This window comes from Bacillus sp. EKM501B (genome assembly GCF_011800505.1).
GTDB lineage: Bacteria > Bacillota > Bacilli > Bacillales > Bacillaceae_G > Bacillus_A > Bacillus_A cereus.
Window position 1 is genome coordinate 764,548 of the sequence record NZ_JAALFZ010000002.1, and the last position, 21,907, is coordinate 786,454.

Sequence of the window (21,907 nt, forward strand, 5' to 3'; positions counted from 1 at the left end):
TTGTAATTAAATATCTCGGGGGTGCCAATCGATGAATGCTAGATTAGAAAATTTAATGCAATGGCTAAAAGAAAAAAACGTAGAAGCTGCGTTCTTAACTTCTACACCGAACGTCTTCTACATGACAAACTTCCACTGTGAACCACACGAAAGACTTCTTGGTATGTTTGTATTCCAAGAAAAAGAACCTATTTTAATTTGCCCTAAAATGGAAGAAGGCCAAGCACGTAACGCTGGCTGGGCACATGAAATTATCGGATTTACTGATACTGACAGACCATGGGATATGATTGCAAAAGCAATTAAAGACCGCGGCATCAATGCAAATGCAGTTGCAATTGAAAAAGAACATTTAAACGTAGAGCGCTACGAAGAATTAAAGAAATTATTCCCAAATGCAGCTTTCAAATCAGCTGAGGAGAAAGTTCGCGAACTTCGTTTAATTAAAGATGAAAAAGAACTTTCTATTTTACGCGAAGCAGCTAAAATGGCGGACTATGCTGTTGAAGTTGGTGTAAATGCAATTAAAGAAAACCGCAGCGAGCTAGAAGTATTAGCAATTATTGAACACGAATTAAAAACAAAAGGCATACATAAAATGTCATTTGATACGATGGTATTAGCAGGTGCGAACTCTGCTCTTCCACACGGTATTCCTGGCGCAAACAAAATGAAACGCGGCGATTTCGTACTATTTGATTTAGGCGTAATCATTGATGGTTATTGCTCTGATATTACACGTACAGTAGCATTCGGTGAGATTTCTGAAGAGCAAACTCGCATTTACAACACTGTACTTGCTGGACAACTACAAGCAGTTGAAGCATGTAAACCAGGTGTTACACTTGGCGCAATCGATAACGCTGCTCGTTCTGTTATTGCAGATGCAGGTTACGGTGACTTCTTCCCACACCGCCTTGGTCACGGACTTGGAATTAGCGTACACGAATATCCAGATGTAAAAGCTGGTAACGAGTCTCCATTAAAAGAAGGTATGGTCTTCACAATCGAGCCAGGTATTTACGTACCAAACGTAGGTGGCGTTCGTATTGAAGATGATATTTACATCACAAAAGACGGATCAGAAATTTTAACGAAATTCCCGAAAGAATTACAATTTGTAAAATAATAAAAAAGGCAGCGGGATTGCTGCCTTTTTTATTTCTCTACTATTTCAAATTTCTCTACAATCATTTTTGCTGGATAACTTTCAAGTATTTGAGAAAACCATACTTTTATTTTATCCCCTGTTTTTAACTGTTTATATGCGTCTTTGTCCTTAAAGCTCAAGACTATATGTGCTGGATGATCTTTATTCATTTGTTGTTCTATATAATGTTGCAACTCTACTTTTGTTTTAAACGTTTTATCATCGGCAAAAAACACCGTGTCATTTCTTAATATAATATACCCTTCTTTTACCGTTACTTGCTCTACTTGTTTTGTATCACACGCTGATAATACGACTAGAAATACACTTAAAAACATAACAATTTTCATATGCCTATTCATTTTTAACCCCTTACTCTAGGCTATTTCAAATTTAGCACCATCTTCTCCTCATACTTATCATCCCATTTAATCACAATCTCTATTGGTTCATCTTTAGAGATAGGCGCGCAACTTACACAAGAAGACTTCATTTCAACCTTTGCTCCTCTATGAACTTCTGACGTTTGTGTCATTGTACTAAAGGCTCCATTAATAGCAATCTCTAAATTCTTAAATTCTGTATTCCCATCTCCGCCCTTATACTGAAACGTAAACACTCCATCTTCACTGTCGTCCTTAATATGGCCCTTATATTGTCCCGTCCAACTTTTGCTCTCGCTAGAAAAAGTAACATACGAAATGGAACAGCTTCCTAAAAAGAAAATACTAATGAAAAAGAATAATGCTCTCTTCATAATGCCCACCTCCATTCAAAAGCACTTATTTATTGTCTATTTCTTCCTCTTATTATACTATTAAAATACAGAATTTTCTAAAATAGGTGGTTTATATGTTACAACAACAGTTAGAAGAAATTCGTAATAATCATTACGTAATGGATACAATTAACATGGATTCTTTAATTTCCAATATGCTTAAACATATCGGTGTTACCGATAGCTATTTAAGGGACAAACTTATTTGCTCTACTTTTTACCATCTCATCAAAAAGGACTACCTTTCACACACACAATTACAGAAACTATTATTAGAAAGCATCAGTGACAAATATTTATTGTATAAGATTCATTCGGATGACGAAGATGCGGTATTTACCCGTGCATTTACAACATTATTAATTGCACTCATTATTGATGCCGATACAAATCATAATTTCTTATCACAGGCTGATCTTTTACATGTAAAAGATCGATTAGTGTTATATATGAACAACGAGCATGATTTCCGCGGATATGTGCAAGACCACGGCTGGGCACATAGTATCGCTCACGCTTCTGATACATTTGAGGCGCTTGTTCGTAGTCCTAAACTGGAAACTTTATATTACGAAGAAATATTACAAACTTTATTAAACAAAGTTTGTGTCCATTCTATTTACTACAAATATGAAGAAGACGAACGTCTCGTTTATCCGATTGTCGCAATGCTACAAAATGGTCTAAAGGAAGAGGTACTCCTATTAGCCCTTCATGAATTAGTAGCTCAATTACCCGTCAAAAAACAGACATTACATACTGAATCGTACGAGTACCTATACGGAAATATAAAATCTTTCTTACGTAGTTTGTTTTTCCGACTACGCACACTGTCTATATGTGAAGAAACCGAATGCAAAATTGAAAAATTGCTGCAAGACCTTCCAAAATATTATTAAAAAAAGAAGGCCACTTAGAAAGTGCCTTCTTCTATTTCACTAATATTTAATTGAAATTTCACGATCCAAACTGAGAAAAGGTGGACAAGAAGCGCAAACGCCATACATGCTCCGCTTAAAAAAGTTAGTATAGGATGCGAATACACGTGCCCCAATCCATAGGATATCGCCACGAAAAACATTGTTATGTAAATATAAATTGCTCCATGTATTTGCCTCATATAAACCTCCTTTTCCCATATTATAACATAAGTTTTCTGATTATTCACATTAATTACTCGTAATCAATATTTCTCAACTGTTACACCCCTTACAGCAGCCTTAATATACGGTGACCCTTGTAAACTTTGTAAATCCTCTGTTTTCCTGTTACGACTACACCGTATATTGGTAAGTCTTTTGGTTTGGTGTTTTTTATTTCTTTATCCCGCATTAACAGGCAGTAAGACCCCACATCAAAATTCAGCGGAAGCAAAGAAGTTAGGTGGGGGGCGGACTGCTCGTAAAAGCCCGATTGGTGAGGGCTGATAATCAGTGGGGGATGCTCTCACCACTGATTAAAGTTTCACTTTATAGTTTATCCTAAAATATTCTCGATATCCCTCTTTATTTTCACTTAAAGATATCCAAATACAGCTTTTATAAATTTTTCCATAGTAAAAAGCACATTTATTTTGATGTGCTCTTCACATATAATTTAGTAAAATATGAACCATTTTTTTGAAACAAAAACTCCCACTCATCTCTCCCCATACTATCGTTATGACTTAGTTGCCATAATAATTGAACGAGGATAAAATCCCAGCTTTTCATAAAATGATACAGCTTCATTTCCATACACTACTGTTAATTCAATTTCATCTATCTTTTTCACTTTAAACCATTCCACTGCACTATTCATTAATTTCAAACCAAATCCGTTTCTTCGGTATTTTTCATCAACAAATAAAACTTCAATCTTTCCGCTTACGCTTTTACTATACGCTATACAAAATCCTAATATATTATCTGTTTCTGACTCAATCAATAATTCAATTCTATATTCTCCGTACTTTGAGTTCTTTTTATAATTTTCAATACGTTCCTCAAATGTCATTCTTGGGTAATCGCCAGAAAAATATTTTGATTTATTATTATGATATTCATGCAATTTATTTAAGGATTCTCTTATTATCTCTATTTCATCGAGAGTGATATATTTATTACTAATTCTCATCCTATAGCATCTCCAATAATATATATTTCAGCAAAAAAATAAGACTGTTTTTTGTTCACAAAATATTACTCTATTATTCCATCGCTTCCCTCACAACATCTTGAATCATAACAACTTCCGTTTTCATATCAACAGATGGTGCTTCTTCATCAATACATTCATGCCAAAATTCCAAGTGCTTTTTATCGATTTCATAATGAGAATTTTCGACAAGAGCCCCGCCTTCTCCTTGCACAGAATACCAATATAAGTATTCTTCTCCATCTCTTATTTCCCGGAAAATTGTCTCAACGTACATCTTTTCGTCGTTTAATGTCAAAAGCACTTCTTTCATATTGTCATTAAGAAGCTGCATCCATTCATCTACACGATGACTTTTACCTTGTTTCACTTTGAATCTCGTTAATTCCACATTCATTTTTATTCCCCCGTTTTCTTACGTACAAACAATCTATATTCTATCGGATTATGAAAACTTAATTTACTAGCTAGTTTTTGCGAAGGAATATTGTCTACATAACAATCCCAGCACGGTGTAATATCATTTTGCATGCAATGCTCAATGAACCGTGTTGCAACAGCTTGAGCTAATCCTTTCCCTTGATGCGCTTCATGTGTTGCGATATCTATTTCAGCATAACCATTCCCGCTAAATATTGAGACGCATTCAGCTACAATTATCCCATCTTGTTCTATACAAAATCCAAAACCACTATTCAAAAACGTTTCTTTTGATCCCCAATATTCTTTGTAGTACTTCTCTTTAAATTCACTGCTTCGCTCTATATCTCTTCTATCAATACGCTTCACTTCATATGTATTTTTGTTACAATCTCGTTTTCTCTCCTCAAAGGTTACTCTTTGAAATTTCATTCGCGGGATGTTCCGAAGTGTATTACTAAAACGCTCTTCTAACATCATTTCCCACTCTTCACTTGAAGTAAAGAGTGTAAATCTCTTCTCTGTTTTCTCAATAGCTGTTTTTAAATATGAAAATAACTCTTCGTTATAATTTTGATCATCAGTATCACCAAATAAATAATAAATACCGTTAGCTGTAATAATTAACCCTGCTGTTAATTGCCCGTTTACAAAAACCTCACCATCTACCATTTGATCACATACCGCATAAGCAAATGTCGTCGTTCTTGTATTACTTTCCAAAATCGGAATGATTTTTCTATACTCGGCTACAGATAATTTTTTCATAATTGCTCCACTATAATCGTATCAGCCTCTATATGTTCAAAACAAAGATTTACCGTCCTCTTTAATGCTCTCGTTCTATGAATCGTACATGCTGGAATTAAAATAGAATCATTTGGCTTTAAAACCGCCGTTTCTCCATCTTCAAAATCAATAAGTAACTCTCCCTCTAGCACAATAAATAATTCATCCGAATTAGAATGATAGTGCCAATCATATTCACCAGTAAATACAGCGATGCGTAAGCAATGACTGTTTATGTTTGAAACGACGAAGTTTTTATGTTGATCTTGAATGTCTTTTGTTAATTCTATTAAGTTCACAGTTTCCATATTTCATCCCATCCTTCCATTAGTCGTTCTTCTGAAAAACCAACTTAGTCTCCACCACCTCCGCAATCTCCTCCGCCATCACTTGAGCTGCTACAATCGTTGCTACTGTAGTCACCGAATCCACTTGATGAGCTTGAATTGGATGAAGATTTTTTGCTTCTTTTTCTATCTTTTTTACTTTCATGACTAGGCCAAACCTTATCAAATAATATAAAGAATAAGATTCCTTCTACCATAACAAGCATAACGCCAAAAATACCTTCAATAACATTAGGGGTTATCCCCAAACATTTAACCATCCCACATAAAAACACACAAAAAATCACATACAAGAACATACAAATATATCGAAATACTTTTTCTATCATAAGGACTACTTTTTTTGAAAAAGGTATGTTCTGTTCCTGTTTTCTCTTCATATACTTTTGTCTCTTAACTTGCTTTTTCTTCCTCTTTTTGCTCCCCATTGAATCCCCTCTTTTTGTTATATAATTCTAAATTATCATAATAAAAATCGATTTACACCAATAAATAACAATTATTCACATGTTATTTCTCCATAAAAAAAGACCCTCCTCATAAAGGAAGGTCTCGAATGTATTTCTATTATGATAAAGCAGGAGCTTTTTCAAGAAGCTCTTTCGCATCAGCGTATTGTAAGCCGTGCGCTTCTGCAACTGCTTCGAATGTTACATAGCCATCTAATGTGTTAATACCTTTTAGTAATGCAGTGTTGCCTAAGCAAGCATCTTTGTAACCTTTGTTCGCAATTTGTACTGCATATGGTACTGTTACGTTTGTTAATGCAAGAGTTGACGTACGTGGAACTGCACCTGGCATATTAGCAACTGCATAATGAACAACACCGTGTTTTTCGTAAGTTGGGTTGTCATGAGTTGTAATACGATCAGTTGTTTCGAAAATACCACCTTGGTCAATCGCGATATCTACAACGACAGAACCCGGTTCCATTGATTGAATCATTTCTTCAGTTACAAGTTTTGGCGCTTTTGCACCTGGAATTAATACTGCTCCAATAACAAGGTCAGATTCTTTAACAGCTTCTGCAATGTTGTATGGATTAGACATTAATGTTTTTACTTGGTTACCGAAAATATCATCTAATTGACGAAGACGTTCTGCACTTAAGTCAATGATTGTTACATCTGCACCTAAACCTACTGCAATCTTAGCTGCGTTTGTACCAGCTTGACCACCGCCGATGATTGTTACTTTGCCGCGTTTTACCCCTGGAACGCCTGCAAGTAAAATACCTTTACCACCTTTGTTTTTCTCAAGGAATTGTGCACCGATTTGTGCAGACATACGACCAGCTACTTCACTCATAGGTGCAAGTAATGGTAAAGAACGATTGTCTAATTGTACTGTTTCGTATGCGATTGATGCAACTTTGTTATCGATTAATGCTTTCGTTAATTCTGGTTCTGGAGCTAAGTGTAAGTATGTGAATAAAATTAAACCTTCACGGAAATAGCCGTATTCACTTGCTACTGGCTCTTTTACCTTCATAACCATATCTTGATTCCATGCTTCTTCAGCAGTTTCTACAAGTTTCGCACCAGCTTGTACGTATTCTTCATCCGTAAAGCCAGATCCTAAACCTGCTCCTTTTTGAACAAAAACTTCATGACCATTTTGTACTAAATGTACTGCTCCCGCTGGCGTCATTGCCACACGGTTTTCATTGTTTTTAATTTCTGTTGGAATACCGATACGCATGATTAGTTCCCCCTTGAGTTATGAAATGACCCCTGAATCATTTTTTTAAAGCGCTTTCTACGCTCTTATATTTTAACATAATATCTCAATATTTGACAAAAAAATAACACGAGTTTTCCGATAGATTTAATTTTATATTAAAGGACAGTATTATCCGCACCTCTCAGCACAATGGATAAACTGTCCAATTATTCGAAACTTCATCTTATTTTATTCTATCGATGTCTATGAATAACATCCACTGCACCAGTAACTTCAATAATTGTACCGGTAATCATATCGGAATCGTCCTCACATAAAAACGAAATGGTTCTTGCAATATCTTCACCTGTTCCAGATCTACCAATCGGTGTGTTATGCTCTTTCAGCTGACGTGCTTCTTGAATAGTTGCCTCTTTCATCTCGCCTATAATATCACCAGGACATACCATGTTCGCAGTAATACCATACTCCGCTTCTTCATAAGCAACTGTTTTCGTTAATGAAACAAGTCCTACTTTCGCTGCGGCAAAAGCTGAACGATAAATCCATCCCGGTGCACTATCCGCCCCTTGAAATCCGTAATTAATAATACGGCCAAAGTTCTGTTTTCTCATGACCGGAACGACAAGTTTTAATAAATGAAATACCGCTGTTAAATTTCCCTGAATCATTTCATTCCATTCATCTTCTTCATAATCAACTAACTTTTTTCGTTCAAATACATATGGACCAGCATTATTAATTAAAAAGTCAATTTTGCCAAAACGGCTCATCGCTTCTTCTACTATTTTATGTAAATCTTCCTTTTTCGTGACATCCGCTTGCACGAATTGTAGACGCTCTTCCACATCTTTATATGTTTCTTTCATCGTTTCCATAGCCGTGGTATCGCTATGGTACGTTACTGTTACTGAATAGCCTTTAGCCAATAACTTTTCTGTTACTTGCTTTCCTAAACCTTTCGTACCGGCTGTAATGAGCGCATGTCTCACAAAACTGCCCCCTTTTAAATTGCTATACTTCATATGTAACAAGTTCTCGCTCCAATTACAACTAAAATGAATTGAAACAGAGTTTTCAAAATTCTGTAACGTTTCTGGCAAGCACGTTACCAAAATTTGTTTTATACTTAAGTTGTAAACAGTTATAAAACAGATTGGGAGGAATTTACTATGAATAATACATATACAAATATTTTAATCGCGGTGGATGGTTCTAAAGAAGCAGAAAAAGCCTTTAAAAAAGCAATTCAAGTCGCAAAGCGCAACAATGCAACATTAACAATTGCTCATATCGTTGATGTAAAAGCATACTCAGCAGTAGAAGCTTATAGCCGTGCAATTGCTGAACGGGCAAATCTATTTGCAGAAGACTTATTAGAAGACTACAAAAAAACTGCGCTTGAAGCTGGTCTTGAAAAAATTGAAACTGTATTAGAATTCGGTAATCCTAAATCAAAAATTTCAAAAGAAATCGCTCCAAACCATAAAGTAGATTTAATTATGTGTGGTGCGACTGGTTTAAATGCTGTTGAGCGTTTCCTAATTGGTAGCGTCTCTGAACATATTATTCGCTATGCGAAATGCGATGTCCTTGTTGTTCGTGGTGATGAAGAGCAAGGTGAGCTTTAATTTATAGATAAAACACCAAGTCCACATAGGCTTGGTGTTTTTCATTTTATAAACTTCACTATAAACACAAGACATGCTACGACAACAACGGTAATTGCCAACACATAAGGCGGAAGAAACTTCAAAGACCATAACGCCATCATGATTGTCGCGATCGTTAAGTACGTTTGCTTTGCACCTTCTGTCATTTTTTTACGAAGTAAGAAGACGTACAAATAGCCGATTGGCGGCGTAATGAAGCAAAGAACATATATGATTTTTGATTTTAAATACCATTTTTGTTCTCCAAGTTTCTTTATATCTCCTTCAATTCTCTTACTCTCTTGTTCTTTCGCTTCTTCTACAAGCTGGTCTTCCTCTTCTCCTCGCTTTTCTTTCATATAAGGAAGAAAGTGCATAAAAAAATAGTATGCGAATACGAACGCTCCAAATCCAATATTTAATCTTTCTAATGGAATATGTTCACTAAAAAAAGCAGCAGTAAGCACTAAAGACAAACAGTATGTCATCATCCAAAATGAACGTTTTCTCTTTTTCCGTTCCATTTCTTTTTTGCCTTGTATATCTTTTCTTTTCGAAAGCCATATAGAAATAATGCAATCTACTACAAATAGAGCAAAAATAAATATCGCAACGTGTACTGTTTCTAAATCCTCAAATGAAAAGATATTTGGGAATGCAACGTGTAATACAATTAGCGTGTACAAAATTAACCCTATAAAATAAATACGTCTCATTTTTCATCCCTTTCTTATTTCCTAACATTACGTTAACATACATTTTTTAGAAATAGACGGACAAAATATATATGTGTAAAAAAGGAGGATGCAACATGGATGATTCTGAACGTATTATTTTAGATGTGAATGGAAAAGAACTCGAAATGCTAGATACGATTCGTACTCATTTTAAAGAGAAACATGGCGTTGAACTAAGTAACGGTGCATTACTTAGAGATTTGATGGATATTGAGTATATTCGAATTACGGAAGATCGACATAAGTATGATTAAAAGAAAAACGACTGCAGGCGAATGCCATCAGTCGTTTTCTTTCTTTATTTAAGCTCTTGATGCTTCCCGCCCATACCACCTTGCTCATTGCTATCTTGGTGTACAGTTAGTTTATTTGTTTTCGTATCTTTTAAAACTCTATATGTATATGATTCATTTGGTTCATCTTTAAACTGCACATTCATTCCATACGAATCCATTTTGCTATAAAAGGCCGGTTTTATATATAAAATATCACTTTCTTTATATCCTTTATCTTGCAAATGCCACATCGTTGCGATAATCGCTTCTTCTCGCTTTTCTTTTTCACCAACATACATATATTTGTCCAAAAGAAACACTTTAGCATTTGCAATTAAACTAATTACCAGTACAATGATAAACACTATTTTTTTCATAGACTTCCCCTAAATTGTTATTTTTTACTATATTGTAACTTAAATATTATTAAAAAACAAAGTACGCCAGACTTTACTAGACTGGCGTACTTCCCAACTCAATTCTTAATAAATTCTTTCGTTAACCCCTTCGCCTTCTCCAAAGCGTTTTTGATTTGTTCAAATCCTGTTCCACCCGAACTATTACGACGCTTTACAGCCGCATATGGTGAAAGAACTTCATACAAATCCTCTTCAAATAAAGAGCTCATTTCTTTATATGTTTCAAGCGAGACATCTAATAAATAAATTCCTTTTTGTGTGCAATATAGCACTAACTTCCCAACAATTTCATGAGCTTGACGGAATGGTAGTCCTTTGTTTGCTAAATAGTCGGCAATTTCTGTTGCATTGGAGAAATCTTGCGTCACAGCTTGCCCCATTTTTTCTTTGTTTACAGTCATCGTTTCAAGCATGCCCGCCATAATATGAAGGCATCCTTCTACTGTTTTTACTGTATCAAACATTCCTTCTTTATCTTCTTGCAAGTCTTTATTGTAAGCGAGCGGTAATCCTTTCATTACTGTAAGTAAACTGAATAAATTACCGTATACTCTGCCTGTTTTACCACGGATTAGTTCCGCCATATCCGGATTTTTCTTTTGCGGCATAATGCTGCTTCCAGTTGCGTATTGATCGCTCATTTCAATAAATTGAAACTCTTGGCTACTCCATAAAATAAGTTCTTCACAAAAGCGCGATAAGTGCATCATAAGCAGAGATGAGTTACTTAAAAACTCCAAGATGAAATCACGATCGCTTACTGCATCTAAACTATTTTCATATATTCCATTAAATCCAAGAAGCTCCGCACTATATTCTCGGTCAATCGGGAATGTCGTCCCAGCTAGCGCTCCTGCTCCTAATGGGGAGATATTAATACGCTTTAACGAATCTTCATAACGATTTACATCACGCTCTAACATCCAAAAGTAAGCGAGAATATGATGAGCAAATGAAATCGGCTGAGCACGTTGCAAATGCGTATAGCCAGGCATAATCGTTTCAATATTATTTTCTGCTTGATGAACAAGAACAGTTTGCAATTGTTTTGTAGCTTTTATAATATGTTCTACCTTTTCTTTTAAATACAAATGCATATCTGTCGCTACTTGATCATTACGACTTCGGCCAGTGTGAAGTTTTCCTCCTACTTCGCCAATTTGTTCAATTAACATTTTTTCGATGTTTAAATGAATATCCTCTGCTTCTACTAAAAATTGTAGCTTATTCTCTTTTGCTTCTTTCAATAAATATTGAAGACCTATCTTTATTTTCTCTGCTTCTTCTTTCGTAACGATGCCTTGCTTTGCTAGCATCGTTACGTGTGCAATACTCCCGTTTATATCTTGATTTACTAATTGTTGATCGAAAGAGATGGATGCTCCAAACTCTTCAACCCACGCTTCCGCTTCTTCAGTAAAACGTCCGCCCCAAAGTTTGCTCACGCTTCCACCTTCTTTTGATTCACTTGGCTGTATACTTTCGTCGGTAAACCAAATAATGAAATGAATCCAACTGCTGCATCATGATTAAATTCGTCCTGGGCAGTATATGTTGCTAATTTTTCATCGTATAAAGAGTATTCAGATTTACGTCCTTCTACAATCGCATGACCTTTAAATAATTTCACACGCACTGTACCTGTTACATTCTTTTGCGTTTCTTGTAAAAATGCATGAAGCGCTTGTTTTAAAGGTGAGAACCATAAACCGTTATAAATAAGTTCTGTTATTTTCTGTTCAATCACTGGTTTAAAATGCGCTACTTCTTTTACGTGTGTTAAATCTTCCAACTCTTTATGCGCAGTGATTAACGTCATTGCTGCTGGGCATTCGTATACTTCACGAGATTTAATACCGACAAGACGATTTTCTACGTGATCAATACGTCCAACGCCGTGTTTTCCAGCAAGCGCATTTAACGTTTTAATTAATTCTGCAAGTGAATATGCAGTGCCATTTAAAGTAGTCGGTACGCCCGCTTCAAATCCGATTTCTACAAACTCTGGTTTATTCGGTGTATCTTCTAACGCCAATGTCATCTCATATGCATCTTCTGGCGGCGCTGCCCATGGATCTTCTAAAATTCCACATTCGTTGCTGCGTCCCCATAAGTTTTGATCGATTGAAAACGGGCTATCTAAATTAATCGGAATTGGTACATCGTTTTCTTTTGCATATGCAATTTCTTCTTCACGTGACCATTTCCATTCACGTACAGGCGCAATCACTTCTAAGTAAGGATTTAATGCTTGGATAGAAACTTCAAAACGAACTTGGTCATTTCCTTTTCCTGTACATCCGTGTGCAACTGCAGTTGCGCCTTCTTGTTCTGCGATTTCTACTAATTTCTTCGCAATAAGCGGACGAGATAATGCAGAGACAAGAGGGTATTTTCCTTCGTATAATGTGTGTGCTTGCATCGCCATCAATGCATATTCGCTTGCAAATTCTTCTTGAACGTCAATCATATATGATTTAATTGCACCTACTGAAATTGCCTTTTCCTTTACAAATGCTAAGTCTTTACCTTCCCCTAAGTCTAAACAAAGCGCGATAATATCATAATTCTTCTCTTGTAACCATTTAATTGCAACGGAAGTATCAAGACCTCCGGAATATGCTAATACAACTTTTTTCTTCTCCATTTTGCATCCCCCTAAAGAATAAATATTCATTTTCTTTTATAATAATTCACACTTTAACACCTTTCACAAAATGTATCAAGAGTCATTTTCAAATTTTTTCAAACAATTTCGTCGAACTTCTTTCTGTTTTTCTGTACAATATAAGCAGGAAAACGGGGGTGAACTTATGGAAAAGTATTTCTTATACGATGAACATCTAGGAATTGAAATTCCACATTTACAAGAAGACTGGGAAGAAATCCCCGAAAAAATGCAACATGCTATTTTACTAAAATGGGAACAAGTTCGCGGGAAAATTCCTGATCGTATAAAAGAACTTGAGCACTATATTAATAAAAAACAACATTATTTAAATAACGAAGAAGACTTCGAAGTTTCTTGTAAACTAAATTCAGAAATTGCCGATCTTGCTTCCATCATTAATGACCTTTGGCTTTGGTATCGACTCACTCAAAATGTATCTGAGGGGAAAGCACACCAATGAAAAAAGCATGCCCCTCAATTACTTTGGGTCATGCTTTTTTTGTCGTAACATGATTTACAATATATCTCTTGTGCTGTTTTTGCCAAACACACATCAAAAGGGCCAACTAATATACTTCTTTCTTTCGGCAACTTTACAAAAGCAACAAGCTCTTCTTCATATTGAATTTTTTTCTGACATGAAATACATATTAATTCTTTTCTTTTGAACATTTCTTTTAGCATACCTTCATTCTCCCCTTCATCTATCTATATTAATATACTCTCATAATAGTTAAGACTTGTAAAAAAATGACACATTCCGAATCGAATGATTCATATACTATGTACAAAAGGAGGTCTACAGCTTATGCGTGCTTTCGTTATTATCGCTTTAACTTTTTTAAGTGTGATTAGTTGGGATGCGTTTTTCAAAGATAAAAGTGATGAAAAGAATACAACGGAATAAAACCTTTTTTTCTTACTTATTGGACAAACCGTTACAAACTGTCCAATCCTCCGAAATAACTTAGGCTTTTCTACAAAAATATTTAAACATAACATTTTTTGTAGATTCCCTCCGTTTATTGTCGGTTTCCATCCGCATACATTTTTTAAAAGTATGATATAATAGTATAAATCTTGAAGGAAGGGATTTTGATATCATGATCGCTCGAAGGAGCATGTGGCATCGTATTGACGAATCATACACGTAGCGTATTTTTCAGCTCAGATACTTTAGTCTAGCGAAAAAAATACGAGAGTGGGGAAATTATGATTGCCCGAAGGATAATTTGGCAAAAAAAAGACTCTTCTTACACATAGCGTTTTGTTTAGGACTTAATTGTTATAACTAAACAAAACAAAGAAGAGCAGGATTGCTAAATGAAGAATCCTACTCCACGTTTTGTTTAGTCGTTTTAAGACTTAAACTAAAACGAAGGTAGGGAGAATTGATGGACGAGAGGATTATTCGTTATTTCTTCAGCGACATATAGCGTAGTTAGTTTTTTCGTAAACTAACTGAAAGCTACATGTGAGCTCGTAGTTAGTTTACAACACAAAAAGGACTACTAACTACGGAAAGAAGGAATAACGATGAGGAACATCCAAAGTCGGCAAATTATTAAAGAAATTTTTATGGTTTTAATCGGTTCATTTATTTTAGCAGCAGCGCTATATCACATTCACTTCCAAAACCACTTAACAGAAGGTGGCTTTGTAGGAATTGCACTATTCATTCAAAACTTTTATGATATTTCACCATCTATTTCAACTGTATTAATGGATATCCCAATTATTTTACTGTGTGCTTCATTTTTAGGTAGAAAAATGGTTGGCTATTCATTCCTAGGTTCAATTTCATTCGGAGTATTTTATTCCTTTATGGAAAATTATTCTCCATTTACGGTAGATTTATCAAATAACTTATTTATAGCTGCAGTAGTTGGCGGTGCGTTAGCTGGTATTGGACTCGGTTTTATATTGCGATTTGGCGGTGCAACCGGTGGAGACGATATTTTAACAATTGTATTAAGTAAACGAACTCGTTTTACAATTGGGCAAATTTTCTTCGTCTTTGACGCGATTGTTCTTGCGCTTTCATTATATTATTTAAATTGGACAGAAATTGCTTTTACTATTCTTTCGATTGCCGTACAGGCAAAAACATTGGATTTAATTTATTATCCAAAAACAGAAAAAACAGCAGAAAAGCAGCCAGTATCTGTTCCAATGTCTAAAAAACATGCAACAAATTAAAAAAGCGAAAGGCTTCGGCCTCTCGCTTTTTTTATGCTCTTTTTTCTTTCTCGACTATATGGCGCACTTGATAAAATCTATTTGCAAATTCAGTAACGTTTCTTGTTAAACGATAATTCACTGTAGATCCAATTGCCATTCCAATTACCGGTATACCTTGGAATAATTTACGACGAAGAGCATAAATCGAAAATGTCTTCAAAATTTGTTTTAACACAACCTCAGTAGAAGCTGTTTGTAGCACTGCTTCGTCTCCTTCGTAGAAGAACGAATCTTCTTGCTCCAGCTCTTGCAATAAATTGTACCATGCGTATTGCTGAAGTCTTCCTGGTAGTAATGACGCATGAAACACCTTTAACGCAAGCATCATTTCATACGGCTTGTTCACATCATGTCCAAATGATGTTGCAATAAGTTGGACTGCCTTCACATTTAATGCGATCATAACCGGAAAATCCGCCGTTAATAATAATAAACCTCCAGCACCTGTTGCCCCGCCTTGTACAAATGAATATAGACGATGACGTGCTGTTTGCTGCTCTGCTATGTATGTTAATTGATCAATAGATAATGCTTTCAAATCTTCAAGCTGTTCAATCGATTCATCAAATAATCTTGATGTTCCTAAAATCCGATTACGTGCATCTAACTGTGCTTGTGAACTTTGAATAAATGCATGCAAATGAAAGAGCCATCCATCTGCTTTCGTGAAGAATTCTTTTCGCTTTTTCTCAGGTAATTTCGCAACTGTAGTATGTAACCATTTATCAAACACTTTTTGAAAATCGGTCGCTTCTTGCTCAACTAATTGCGCTTCCCATTCTTTTATATTGTCTAAAATGGCTTGTTCTCGCTTCGATCGCATCGTAACAACCACCTCGTTCGATTTTTTTCTATTGTAACATATTTCTGCTTATTCTTTGCAAATATGCTTGTCTATCTTTATTCACATACCATTTTTGAATGGCATAAAATATTAACAAAAAGGATGAGATAAATCACATGAATCTATCCGATATAAAAAAAGAATATAATGCGGTATTCAGCTTAGGACAAAACTGCTGGCCTGCTTGGGCATTATATCAATTAGAATTATCACCATTTTTTGGCGTTATTGATTTTATGCTAAGCCCCTCATTAGAAAAAGTGAATGTATTATTACAAAATCGATTTGACCGCTTTTTAAATTTCGAAAATTTATCCTTCATCTCATTTTGGGATGATGATGCAAAATTAAGATTAAGGGACAACCTTTATGAAATTGACTCCTGTCATGACTTTAAAACAGATGTAAACACACCAACTTCTTGGCCTTCTTATACAGAAATTAAGTTAAATTATGAACATCGTATTAATCGTTTTCTAGCTACAATTGAAACGGCCGAATCCATATTATTTATTCGAACTGGAGGAACATATGAAGAAGCATGTTCCCTAGAACAAATTTTATCTCAAATCGTTACACATACATTCTCTGTCCTGTTACTAATTCCTGCCGATATACCAACTATCACCCAAGAAGATTGGGGATTACAACGTGTTTGCGTTATGAAATGTCCTATTATGGATGTATACCAATACAATGAAGCATTTTGGAAAGACTTATTTGATGGAATTACGATTAGACCACATTCTTAAATACATGACACCTTTACTACAAAACATATTATAATCTTCCTTATACAAAAAAATAAGGAGTGATTGTATATGTATCCACGTGCAAAGGCTTTTGGCATTGCTATACATCACGGGCGTCTTCTCGTACAAGAATATCATTCAGCCGATGAAACATTTTACCGACCTCTTGGTGGTTCAATTGAACTTGGTGAACAATCAGCACATACCGTTATTCGTGAATTTAGGGAAGAGCTTCATACAGAAGTGGAAATCACCAATTATTTAGGTTGTTTAGAAAATGTCTTTCATCTAGATGGAGACATTGGTCATGAAATTATTCAACTATATTCTTTGCGTTTATTAGACACGTCACTATATGAAATGAAAATATTAAATATACAAGATGAGGAAACAGTAGCATATGCGAAATGGATTCCTATTACGGCATTCATTCAGAAAGAAAAAATATTATATCCGGATGGAGTTTTAAAATACATCCAAAAGAAAAAAGACGAAATCCTATAGGATCTCGTCTTTTTTTTCATATATTAACCAATATCTCCAAGACGTAGTACGTCACGAGCAATCATAACTTCTTCGTCAGTTGGAATTACGATAATTTTTACTGGAGAGTGTGGGAAGTTGATAAATGCTTCTTCACCGAATACGTTATTACGTTTTGCGTCGAAGTATACGCCCATGTACTCAAGGCCTTCTAATACGCGCTCACGAATAATCGCACTGTTTTCACCTACACCAGCTGTGAAGATGATTGCGTCTACACCTTTCATACGAGCAGTGTAAGAACCGATGTATTTGTGGATACGGCTTACGAATACATCAAGTGCTACTTTCGCACGGTGGTCGCCTTCTTCTTCTTTCGCAATGATGTCACGTAGGTCACTAGAGTAACCAGTAAGACCTAACATACCACTCTTCTTGTTTAATACGTTAACTACTTCTTCTACTGTTTGGCCTGTTTTTTCCATGATGTATGGAATTAACGCAGGGTCAAGGTTACCAGAACGTGTACCCATTGTTACACCAGCAAGTGGAGTGAAGCCCATAGAAGTATCAATAGATTTACCGCCTTCTACTGCTGCGATACTTGCACCGTTACCTAAGTGACAAGAAAGTAAGCTTAAGCTTTCAATTGGACGACCTAATAATTCAGCCGCACGCTCAGTTACATATTTATGAGAAGTTCCGTGGAAACCGTATTTACGGATGCCGAATTTTTCATAGTACTCATATGGTAAGCTGTATAGGAATGCAGATTCCGGCATTGTTTGGTGGAATGCTGTATCGAATACTGCTACTGCTGGTACGTTTGGTAATACTTCTTGGAATGCTTTAATACCAACAACGTTTGCTGGGTTATGAAGTGGTGCTAAATCGCTTAATTCTTCGATATCAGCTAATACTTCATCAGTAATTAAAACAGAGTCAGCAAATTTTTCGCCGCCGTGAACAACACGGTGACCGATACCGCCAATCTCATCTAGAGATTTAACGATTCCGTTTTCAGTTAACTTTTTAAGAAGCATATTAACTGCTACTGCGTGATCTGGAATGTTTGTAATTTCTTTTTGTTTTTCGCCATCTACAGTAATAGTGAAGATACTATCTTCTAAACCGATACGTTCTACTAAACCTTTTGTTAATACTGTTTCACTTGGCATTTCAAATAATTGGAATTTTAAGGAAGAGCTTCCTGCGTTAATCGCGATGATTTTTGACATCTAGTCTTTCGCCCCTTTTTCTCTTGGTAGTTGTGTGGATGTTTCCACAAACCGCTCGATTTTATCTGATCAAATTCACTAAATATGAAAACGTTTCATCATTAGCAAATTTTATACTCACGATTTTAATTTAAACATCGTCCGACATATATTTCAAGTGAAAAAATTGTAACACCAAGAAAAAATATATATTACAGATTTCAAAAAAATTCAGTTAAATCTTGTATATATTTAAAAATATGACATATTATATAAAACTGTACTACATAAATCACTAATGCTGTTACATATACCTAGCTTTATTTATGTGTTGCAAACCAAGTATTTAATTGATCCATAATGTCTTCCATCGCCTTCATGTTAGAGAATTTAGGCAACTCCACTAATAACGCCTGTTTTGGCATTGTTACATTAGCGCCTTTCTTTTGGAGAACAAATATACTTTTTGCATTTTTCTCGTTTTTAAACATGGAAACAGGAAGCTGTAATAACCCTTGAATAAAGCATGTTTCTTTAATAAATGCATGTAATTTCGGTGCTTGGTCACTTTCAAAAATGAAGTTTGGTACTAAGAAGAATAAGTAACCGCCCTCTTTCGTATGTTTCACACTTTGTTCAATAAATAAGTGATGGGCATACGACATTCCTTCATCTGCTTTTAATTTATATTCACTTGCACCGATTTCGTTTGGATAATAACCAACCGGTAAGTCTGAAACGACTGCATCAACTGGATCGATATAAAGTGGTGCTAGTCCATCTTGATGGAAGAATTCGATTGCATGCTTTTGTAAATTTGCATTTACTAAAGCAAGTTTAATTAGCACTTCATCCACTTCTACACCAAATCCACTCATTGTTAGTCCTTCTTTAGCGCTATTAAACACTGTAGTCATTAAGTTACCTGTTCCAATTGCAGGATCTAAAACTGTAATTTCATTTTGACCTTGCATAAATTTATGGAATAAGTAACTCATGAACATCCCAACTGCATCAGGTGTCATTTCGTGATTCGCTTGTATGCCTTCTTTCATTCCTTTTAAGATGGCTAACTGAAATGCTTTACGAATTTCTTCACCTTTATATGTTTCTTCATTAAACGTACTATATTCACGATTCAGCCTTTCAATTGCTGATTCGGATAATTCCTCTTGTAAAATCGCTCCCTCAAACAAGTTATCACCTGTTTCTACAAGCGCCTCTAAATATGTTACATCTAATTCTTTACGTAAAACTACCGCAGAAGAATCAAAAATAGAAAATAATGTTTCTACTGTCTGACTCACGTACATTCCTCCTTCTCTCTTTTACACATAACTTATATCATACCACAAAGTGATTTTTTCCAAAAAGAAAAAGCGACCTCCTGTAAAGAGCTCCCCTTTAGTTATATATGATATAACGTTTTTTCTCATATATCGATGCCGTTACAGAGCAATATATGAGAAAAAACGACCTCTTTATAAGAGGTCATTTTCTTCACATTACTTCGCAGATTTAGCTGCTTCTAATGCTGCTTCATAGTTTGGATGGCTTGTACCTTCGCTTACGTATTCTACGTAAACTACTTTGTCATTGCTATCTACTACGAATACTGCACGAGCAAGTAAACGAAGTTCTTTCATTACTAAGCCGTAAGCTTCACCGAATGAAAGGTCGCGGTGGTCAGAAAGTGTTACAACATTTTCTAAACCGTTTGCTGCACACCAGCGTTTTTGAGCGAATGGTAAATCAGCGCTAATTGTTAATACTTTCGCGTTTTCAATACCTGCTGCATCTTGGTTAAAACGACGTGTTTGTGCATCACACACACCTGTGTCGATTGAAGGTACAACACTAATTAATTTCACTTCGCCTTTGTATGTTTCTAAACTTACTGGAGATAAGTCGTTTGCTAATACTTGGAAGTTTGGCGCTTGATCGCCAACTTTAACTTCTGTTCCAACTAAAGTCATTGGATTACCTTTAAAAGTTACGTTTGCCACTTGAAAATCCTCCCTTATTTAAACAAAATATGTACAATGTAAATGATAGTTTGTCCCTATCGATAATGCAAATAAAATCGCTTTATTTACAAAAAAATTAAAGAAGCTAACCTATTGATTAGCTTCTTTATTCGTTAAATTTGAAATTCAGGATCATCTTCTTTTCGTTTATCCATCATTTCTTTCACTTTATCAACAGCTTGTGGCGCTAATTCAATTATTTTATCGATGACATGTGTTTGTTTATCTAAGTGCAATACTTTCACACCATCTCCATTTATAACAAGAAAAGCAACAGGATTAATAGAAACTCCTCCACCACTTCCCCCGCCAAATGGATGGCGGCCTGAATGTTCTACTTTACCAAATTCACTTCCACCAGCAGCAAATCCGAAACTTACTTTCGAAACAGTAAGAATTACACTTCCATCTGCCGCTTTAATTGGGTCACCAACAATTGTATTTACATCAGTCATTTGTTTTAAATGCTGCATTGCTGTTGTCATTAAACCTTGAATTGGATGGTCCATTCTATATCCCCCCTATGCTTGAACAGATTTTTCTGTCATACCAGATCTTTGCTTCCTCATAAATATGAGCAATTTCACCGCTGTTTTTATAGTGCGGAATATACGAAAAGATGCTGTTAACTCACATCTTGATGCAAATCCTTTTCCTTGAAAAACTGGGGTAATTTCAAATTCTGGTACGTCGACAATATGCATATATTGTCCGACAACTCCAGCAGCCATACCTTTTGTCCCCCATGCATATCCAGTGACAATTCCAGTACTAGCTGCGTCGCCTGCTCCAATTTGTGTATGCCATTTCCAACCATTGATTTTCACTCGTTTGAGAAAATCTTTAACAATAGTATGAACTTCTTGAAGCTTTTTTATCAGTTCACCAATGCTGTCAAGTTGCGCCATAATTTTATTATCGAGTCCGCCGTCCTCTTCAGCTTTTTCGATTTTCTGTCCTGTCTTTTTCTGCTGTTTTTCAATTCTTTCCAACACATCAAATGTATATCGAATCATCCATATTTTCACTTGAAGCAAACATTTCTTTTCCATTTCTGAATATAAAAATGTCACCTTAAGCTTTATTTTTGACAATAGTATAAACAAAATAAAAAGAAGAAGAATTATTATTCCAATTACGAGCCACTTCATACGTATCATCCTTTCACTCCGTACCCATTATCGACAACTTTATTCATCATTAAACAGAGTTCTATAAGATTGAATATAAAAATTTTTCTAAAAATAAAAAGGTATTTTGACATTTTATATCGAAATATATTATTT

General features: G+C 35.3%; 29 protein-coding genes and 1 pseudogene. 8 read left to right on the top strand and 22 right to left on the bottom strand.

The annotated features are described in order from the left end of the window. Positions 1–31: 31 nt before the first annotated feature. Positions 32–1,129, top strand: coding sequence for a Xaa-Pro dipeptidase (pepQ, locus tag HFD78_RS08755; RefSeq protein WP_000994024.1), 1,098 nt, complete (start codon positions 32–34; stop codon positions 1,127–1,129). 29 nt (positions 1,130–1,158) lie between these two features. Here pepQ and HFD78_RS08760 read toward each other — a convergent pair whose 3' ends face one another. Both HFD78_RS08760 and HFD78_RS08765 read right to left on the bottom strand, forming a co-directional pair. After that, complete coding sequence (locus HFD78_RS08760) at positions 1,159–1,512, bottom strand: DUF3221 domain-containing protein (RefSeq protein WP_001079374.1); 354 nt, start codon at positions 1,510–1,512, stop codon at positions 1,159–1,161. A gap of 20 nt (positions 1,513–1,532) precedes the next feature. Continuing rightward, positions 1,533–1,907, bottom strand: a complete 375-nt coding sequence (locus HFD78_RS08765) for a hypothetical protein (RefSeq protein WP_000816711.1) — start codon at positions 1,905–1,907, stop codon at positions 1,533–1,535. A 95-nt stretch (positions 1,908–2,002) separates the two neighbouring features. Between HFD78_RS08765 and HFD78_RS08770 the strand changes: the two genes are divergently transcribed. After that, the gene (locus tag HFD78_RS08770) at positions 2,003–2,827 is read left to right on the top strand and encodes a DUF2785 domain-containing protein (RefSeq protein WP_000941455.1); all 825 of its coding nucleotides are present in this window, start codon (positions 2,003–2,005) and stop codon (positions 2,825–2,827) included. A gap of 14 nt (positions 2,828–2,841) precedes the next feature. Here the strand turns inward: HFD78_RS08770 and HFD78_RS08775 are convergent, their stop codons facing one another. From HFD78_RS08775 to HFD78_RS08815, 9 genes and pseudogenes are all read right to left on the bottom strand, one after another. After that, positions 2,842–3,048, bottom strand: a complete 207-nt coding sequence (locus HFD78_RS08775; RefSeq protein ID WP_001248905.1) for a hypothetical protein — start codon at positions 3,046–3,048, stop codon at positions 2,842–2,844. A gap of 63 nt (positions 3,049–3,111) precedes the next feature. Continuing rightward, positions 3,112–3,251: pseudogene (locus tag HFD78_RS08780) on the bottom strand (anti sigma factor C-terminal domain-containing protein); the annotation flags it as partial. A gap of 336 nt (positions 3,252–3,587) precedes the next feature. Next, positions 3,588–4,043, bottom strand: coding sequence for a GNAT family N-acetyltransferase (locus tag HFD78_RS08785; RefSeq protein WP_001222923.1), 456 nt, complete (start codon positions 4,041–4,043; stop codon positions 3,588–3,590). A 73-nt stretch (positions 4,044–4,116) separates the two neighbouring features. Continuing rightward, positions 4,117–4,461: a DUF6176 family protein gene (locus HFD78_RS08790; protein ID WP_001100230.1), complete on the bottom strand. Its 345-nt coding sequence runs from the start codon at positions 4,459–4,461 to the stop codon at positions 4,117–4,119. 2 nt (positions 4,462–4,463) lie between these two features. Further along, positions 4,464–5,252 carry a GNAT family N-acetyltransferase gene (locus HFD78_RS08795; protein ID WP_000736731.1) on the bottom strand — a complete coding sequence of 263 codons (789 nt, stop codon included), beginning with the start codon at positions 5,250–5,252 and terminating at the stop codon, positions 4,464–4,466. Next, positions 5,249–5,581 (bottom strand): cupin domain-containing protein, encoded by a 333-nt coding sequence (locus HFD78_RS08800; RefSeq protein ID WP_000450931.1) that lies wholly within the window; start codon positions 5,579–5,581, stop codon positions 5,249–5,251. The genes HFD78_RS08795 and HFD78_RS08800 overlap by 4 nt, the downstream gene beginning before the upstream one ends. 44 nt (positions 5,582–5,625) lie before the next feature. Beyond that, complete coding sequence (locus HFD78_RS08805; RefSeq protein WP_000534947.1) at positions 5,626–6,048, bottom strand: hypothetical protein; 423 nt, start codon at positions 6,046–6,048, stop codon at positions 5,626–5,628. 139 nt (positions 6,049–6,187) lie between these two features. Further along, entirely contained in the window at positions 6,188–7,321 is a 1,134-nt protein-coding gene (gene ald, locus HFD78_RS08810; protein WP_001219402.1) for an alanine dehydrogenase, read from the bottom strand. 215 nt (positions 7,322–7,536) lie between these two features. After that, positions 7,537–8,328 (bottom strand): SDR family oxidoreductase, encoded by a 792-nt coding sequence (locus HFD78_RS08815; RefSeq protein ID WP_002062486.1) that lies wholly within the window; start codon positions 8,326–8,328, stop codon positions 7,537–7,539. A gap of 147 nt (positions 8,329–8,475) precedes the next feature. Between HFD78_RS08815 and HFD78_RS08820 the strand changes: the two genes are divergently transcribed. Further along, positions 8,476–8,934, top strand: coding sequence for a universal stress protein (locus HFD78_RS08820; protein ID WP_001066673.1), 459 nt, complete (start codon positions 8,476–8,478; stop codon positions 8,932–8,934). 41 nt (positions 8,935–8,975) lie between these two features. Here HFD78_RS08820 and HFD78_RS08825 read toward each other — a convergent pair whose 3' ends face one another. Then, complete coding sequence (locus HFD78_RS08825) at positions 8,976–9,671, bottom strand: hypothetical protein (RefSeq protein WP_001252890.1); 696 nt, start codon at positions 9,669–9,671, stop codon at positions 8,976–8,978. A 95-nt stretch (positions 9,672–9,766) separates the two neighbouring features. Between HFD78_RS08825 and HFD78_RS08830 the strand changes: the two genes are divergently transcribed. Then, a complete protein-coding gene (locus tag HFD78_RS08830; RefSeq protein WP_000342765.1) occupies positions 9,767–9,946 on the top strand; it encodes a hypothetical protein in 180 nt (59 codons plus the stop codon). 44 nt (positions 9,947–9,990) lie between these two features. On the opposite strand, the gene HFD78_RS08835 is transcribed toward HFD78_RS08830, so the two are convergent. From HFD78_RS08835 to HFD78_RS08845, 3 genes are all read right to left on the bottom strand, one after another. Further along, on the bottom strand, positions 9,991–10,344 hold the full coding sequence (locus HFD78_RS08835; RefSeq protein WP_000724675.1) for a DUF3139 domain-containing protein: 354 nt from the start codon (positions 10,342–10,344) through the stop codon (positions 9,991–9,993). A gap of 98 nt (positions 10,345–10,442) precedes the next feature. Continuing rightward, on the bottom strand, positions 10,443–11,831 hold the full coding sequence (gene argH, locus HFD78_RS08840) for an argininosuccinate lyase (protein WP_000041281.1): 1,389 nt from the start codon (positions 11,829–11,831) through the stop codon (positions 10,443–10,445). Beyond that, positions 11,828–13,033 carry an argininosuccinate synthase gene (locus tag HFD78_RS08845; protein ID WP_000412309.1) on the bottom strand — a complete coding sequence of 402 codons (1,206 nt, stop codon included), beginning with the start codon at positions 13,031–13,033 and terminating at the stop codon, positions 11,828–11,830. Before HFD78_RS08845 ends, argH begins: the two co-directional genes overlap by 4 nt. Before the next feature lie 166 nt (positions 13,034–13,199). Between HFD78_RS08845 and HFD78_RS08850 the strand changes: the two genes are divergently transcribed. Then, the gene (locus HFD78_RS08850; RefSeq protein ID WP_000417216.1) at positions 13,200–13,517 is read left to right on the top strand and encodes a hypothetical protein; all 318 of its coding nucleotides are present in this window, start codon (positions 13,200–13,202) and stop codon (positions 13,515–13,517) included. 14 nt (positions 13,518–13,531) lie between these two features. Here HFD78_RS08850 and HFD78_RS08855 read toward each other — a convergent pair whose 3' ends face one another. Beyond that, positions 13,532–13,741: a hypothetical protein gene (locus tag HFD78_RS08855; protein WP_000910674.1), complete on the bottom strand. Its 210-nt coding sequence runs from the start codon at positions 13,739–13,741 to the stop codon at positions 13,532–13,534. Between the two features lie 852 nt (positions 13,742–14,593). Between HFD78_RS08855 and HFD78_RS08860 the strand changes: the two genes are divergently transcribed. Continuing rightward, a complete protein-coding gene (locus tag HFD78_RS08860) occupies positions 14,594–15,256 on the top strand; it encodes a YitT family protein (RefSeq protein ID WP_001244515.1) in 663 nt (220 codons plus the stop codon). Between the two features lie 31 nt (positions 15,257–15,287). Here HFD78_RS08860 and HFD78_RS08865 read toward each other — a convergent pair whose 3' ends face one another. Next, on the bottom strand, positions 15,288–16,121 hold the full coding sequence (locus HFD78_RS08865; protein ID WP_001256853.1) for an EcsC family protein: 834 nt from the start codon (positions 16,119–16,121) through the stop codon (positions 15,288–15,290). Between the two features lie 137 nt (positions 16,122–16,258). Here HFD78_RS08865 and HFD78_RS08870 point away from each other — a divergent pair, with 137 nt between their 5' ends. Both HFD78_RS08870 and HFD78_RS08875 read left to right on the top strand, forming a co-directional pair. Beyond that, positions 16,259–16,894 carry a DUF1796 family putative cysteine peptidase gene (locus HFD78_RS08870; protein ID WP_001053732.1) on the top strand — a complete coding sequence of 212 codons (636 nt, stop codon included), beginning with the start codon at positions 16,259–16,261 and terminating at the stop codon, positions 16,892–16,894. 69 nt (positions 16,895–16,963) lie between these two features. After that, positions 16,964–17,398, top strand: a complete 435-nt coding sequence (locus HFD78_RS08875; RefSeq protein WP_000283468.1) for an NUDIX hydrolase — start codon at positions 16,964–16,966, stop codon at positions 17,396–17,398. A gap of 23 nt (positions 17,399–17,421) precedes the next feature. Here the strand turns inward: HFD78_RS08875 and ackA are convergent, their stop codons facing one another. The 5 genes from ackA to HFD78_RS08900 all read right to left on the bottom strand — a co-directional run bounded on the left by ackA (position 17,422) and on the right by HFD78_RS08900 (position 21,781). Next, positions 17,422–18,615, bottom strand: coding sequence for an acetate kinase (gene ackA, locus HFD78_RS08880; RefSeq protein ID WP_000034574.1), 1,194 nt, complete (start codon positions 18,613–18,615; stop codon positions 17,422–17,424). 299 nt (positions 18,616–18,914) lie between these two features. Continuing rightward, entirely contained in the window at positions 18,915–19,901 is a 987-nt protein-coding gene (locus tag HFD78_RS08885; RefSeq protein ID WP_000084354.1) for a class I SAM-dependent methyltransferase, read from the bottom strand. Positions 19,902–20,099: 198 nt separating this feature from the next. Then, positions 20,100–20,600 carry a thiol peroxidase gene (tpx, locus tag HFD78_RS08890; protein ID WP_000024529.1) on the bottom strand — a complete coding sequence of 167 codons (501 nt, stop codon included), beginning with the start codon at positions 20,598–20,600 and terminating at the stop codon, positions 20,100–20,102. Between the two features lie 134 nt (positions 20,601–20,734). After that, complete coding sequence (gene ytfJ, locus HFD78_RS08895) at positions 20,735–21,130, bottom strand: GerW family sporulation protein (RefSeq protein WP_000350003.1); 396 nt, start codon at positions 21,128–21,130, stop codon at positions 20,735–20,737. A 12-nt stretch (positions 21,131–21,142) separates the two neighbouring features. Beyond that, on the bottom strand, positions 21,143–21,781 hold the full coding sequence (locus tag HFD78_RS08900; protein ID WP_002101410.1) for a DUF2953 domain-containing protein: 639 nt from the start codon (positions 21,779–21,781) through the stop codon (positions 21,143–21,145). Positions 21,782–21,907: the final 126 nt, after the last annotated feature.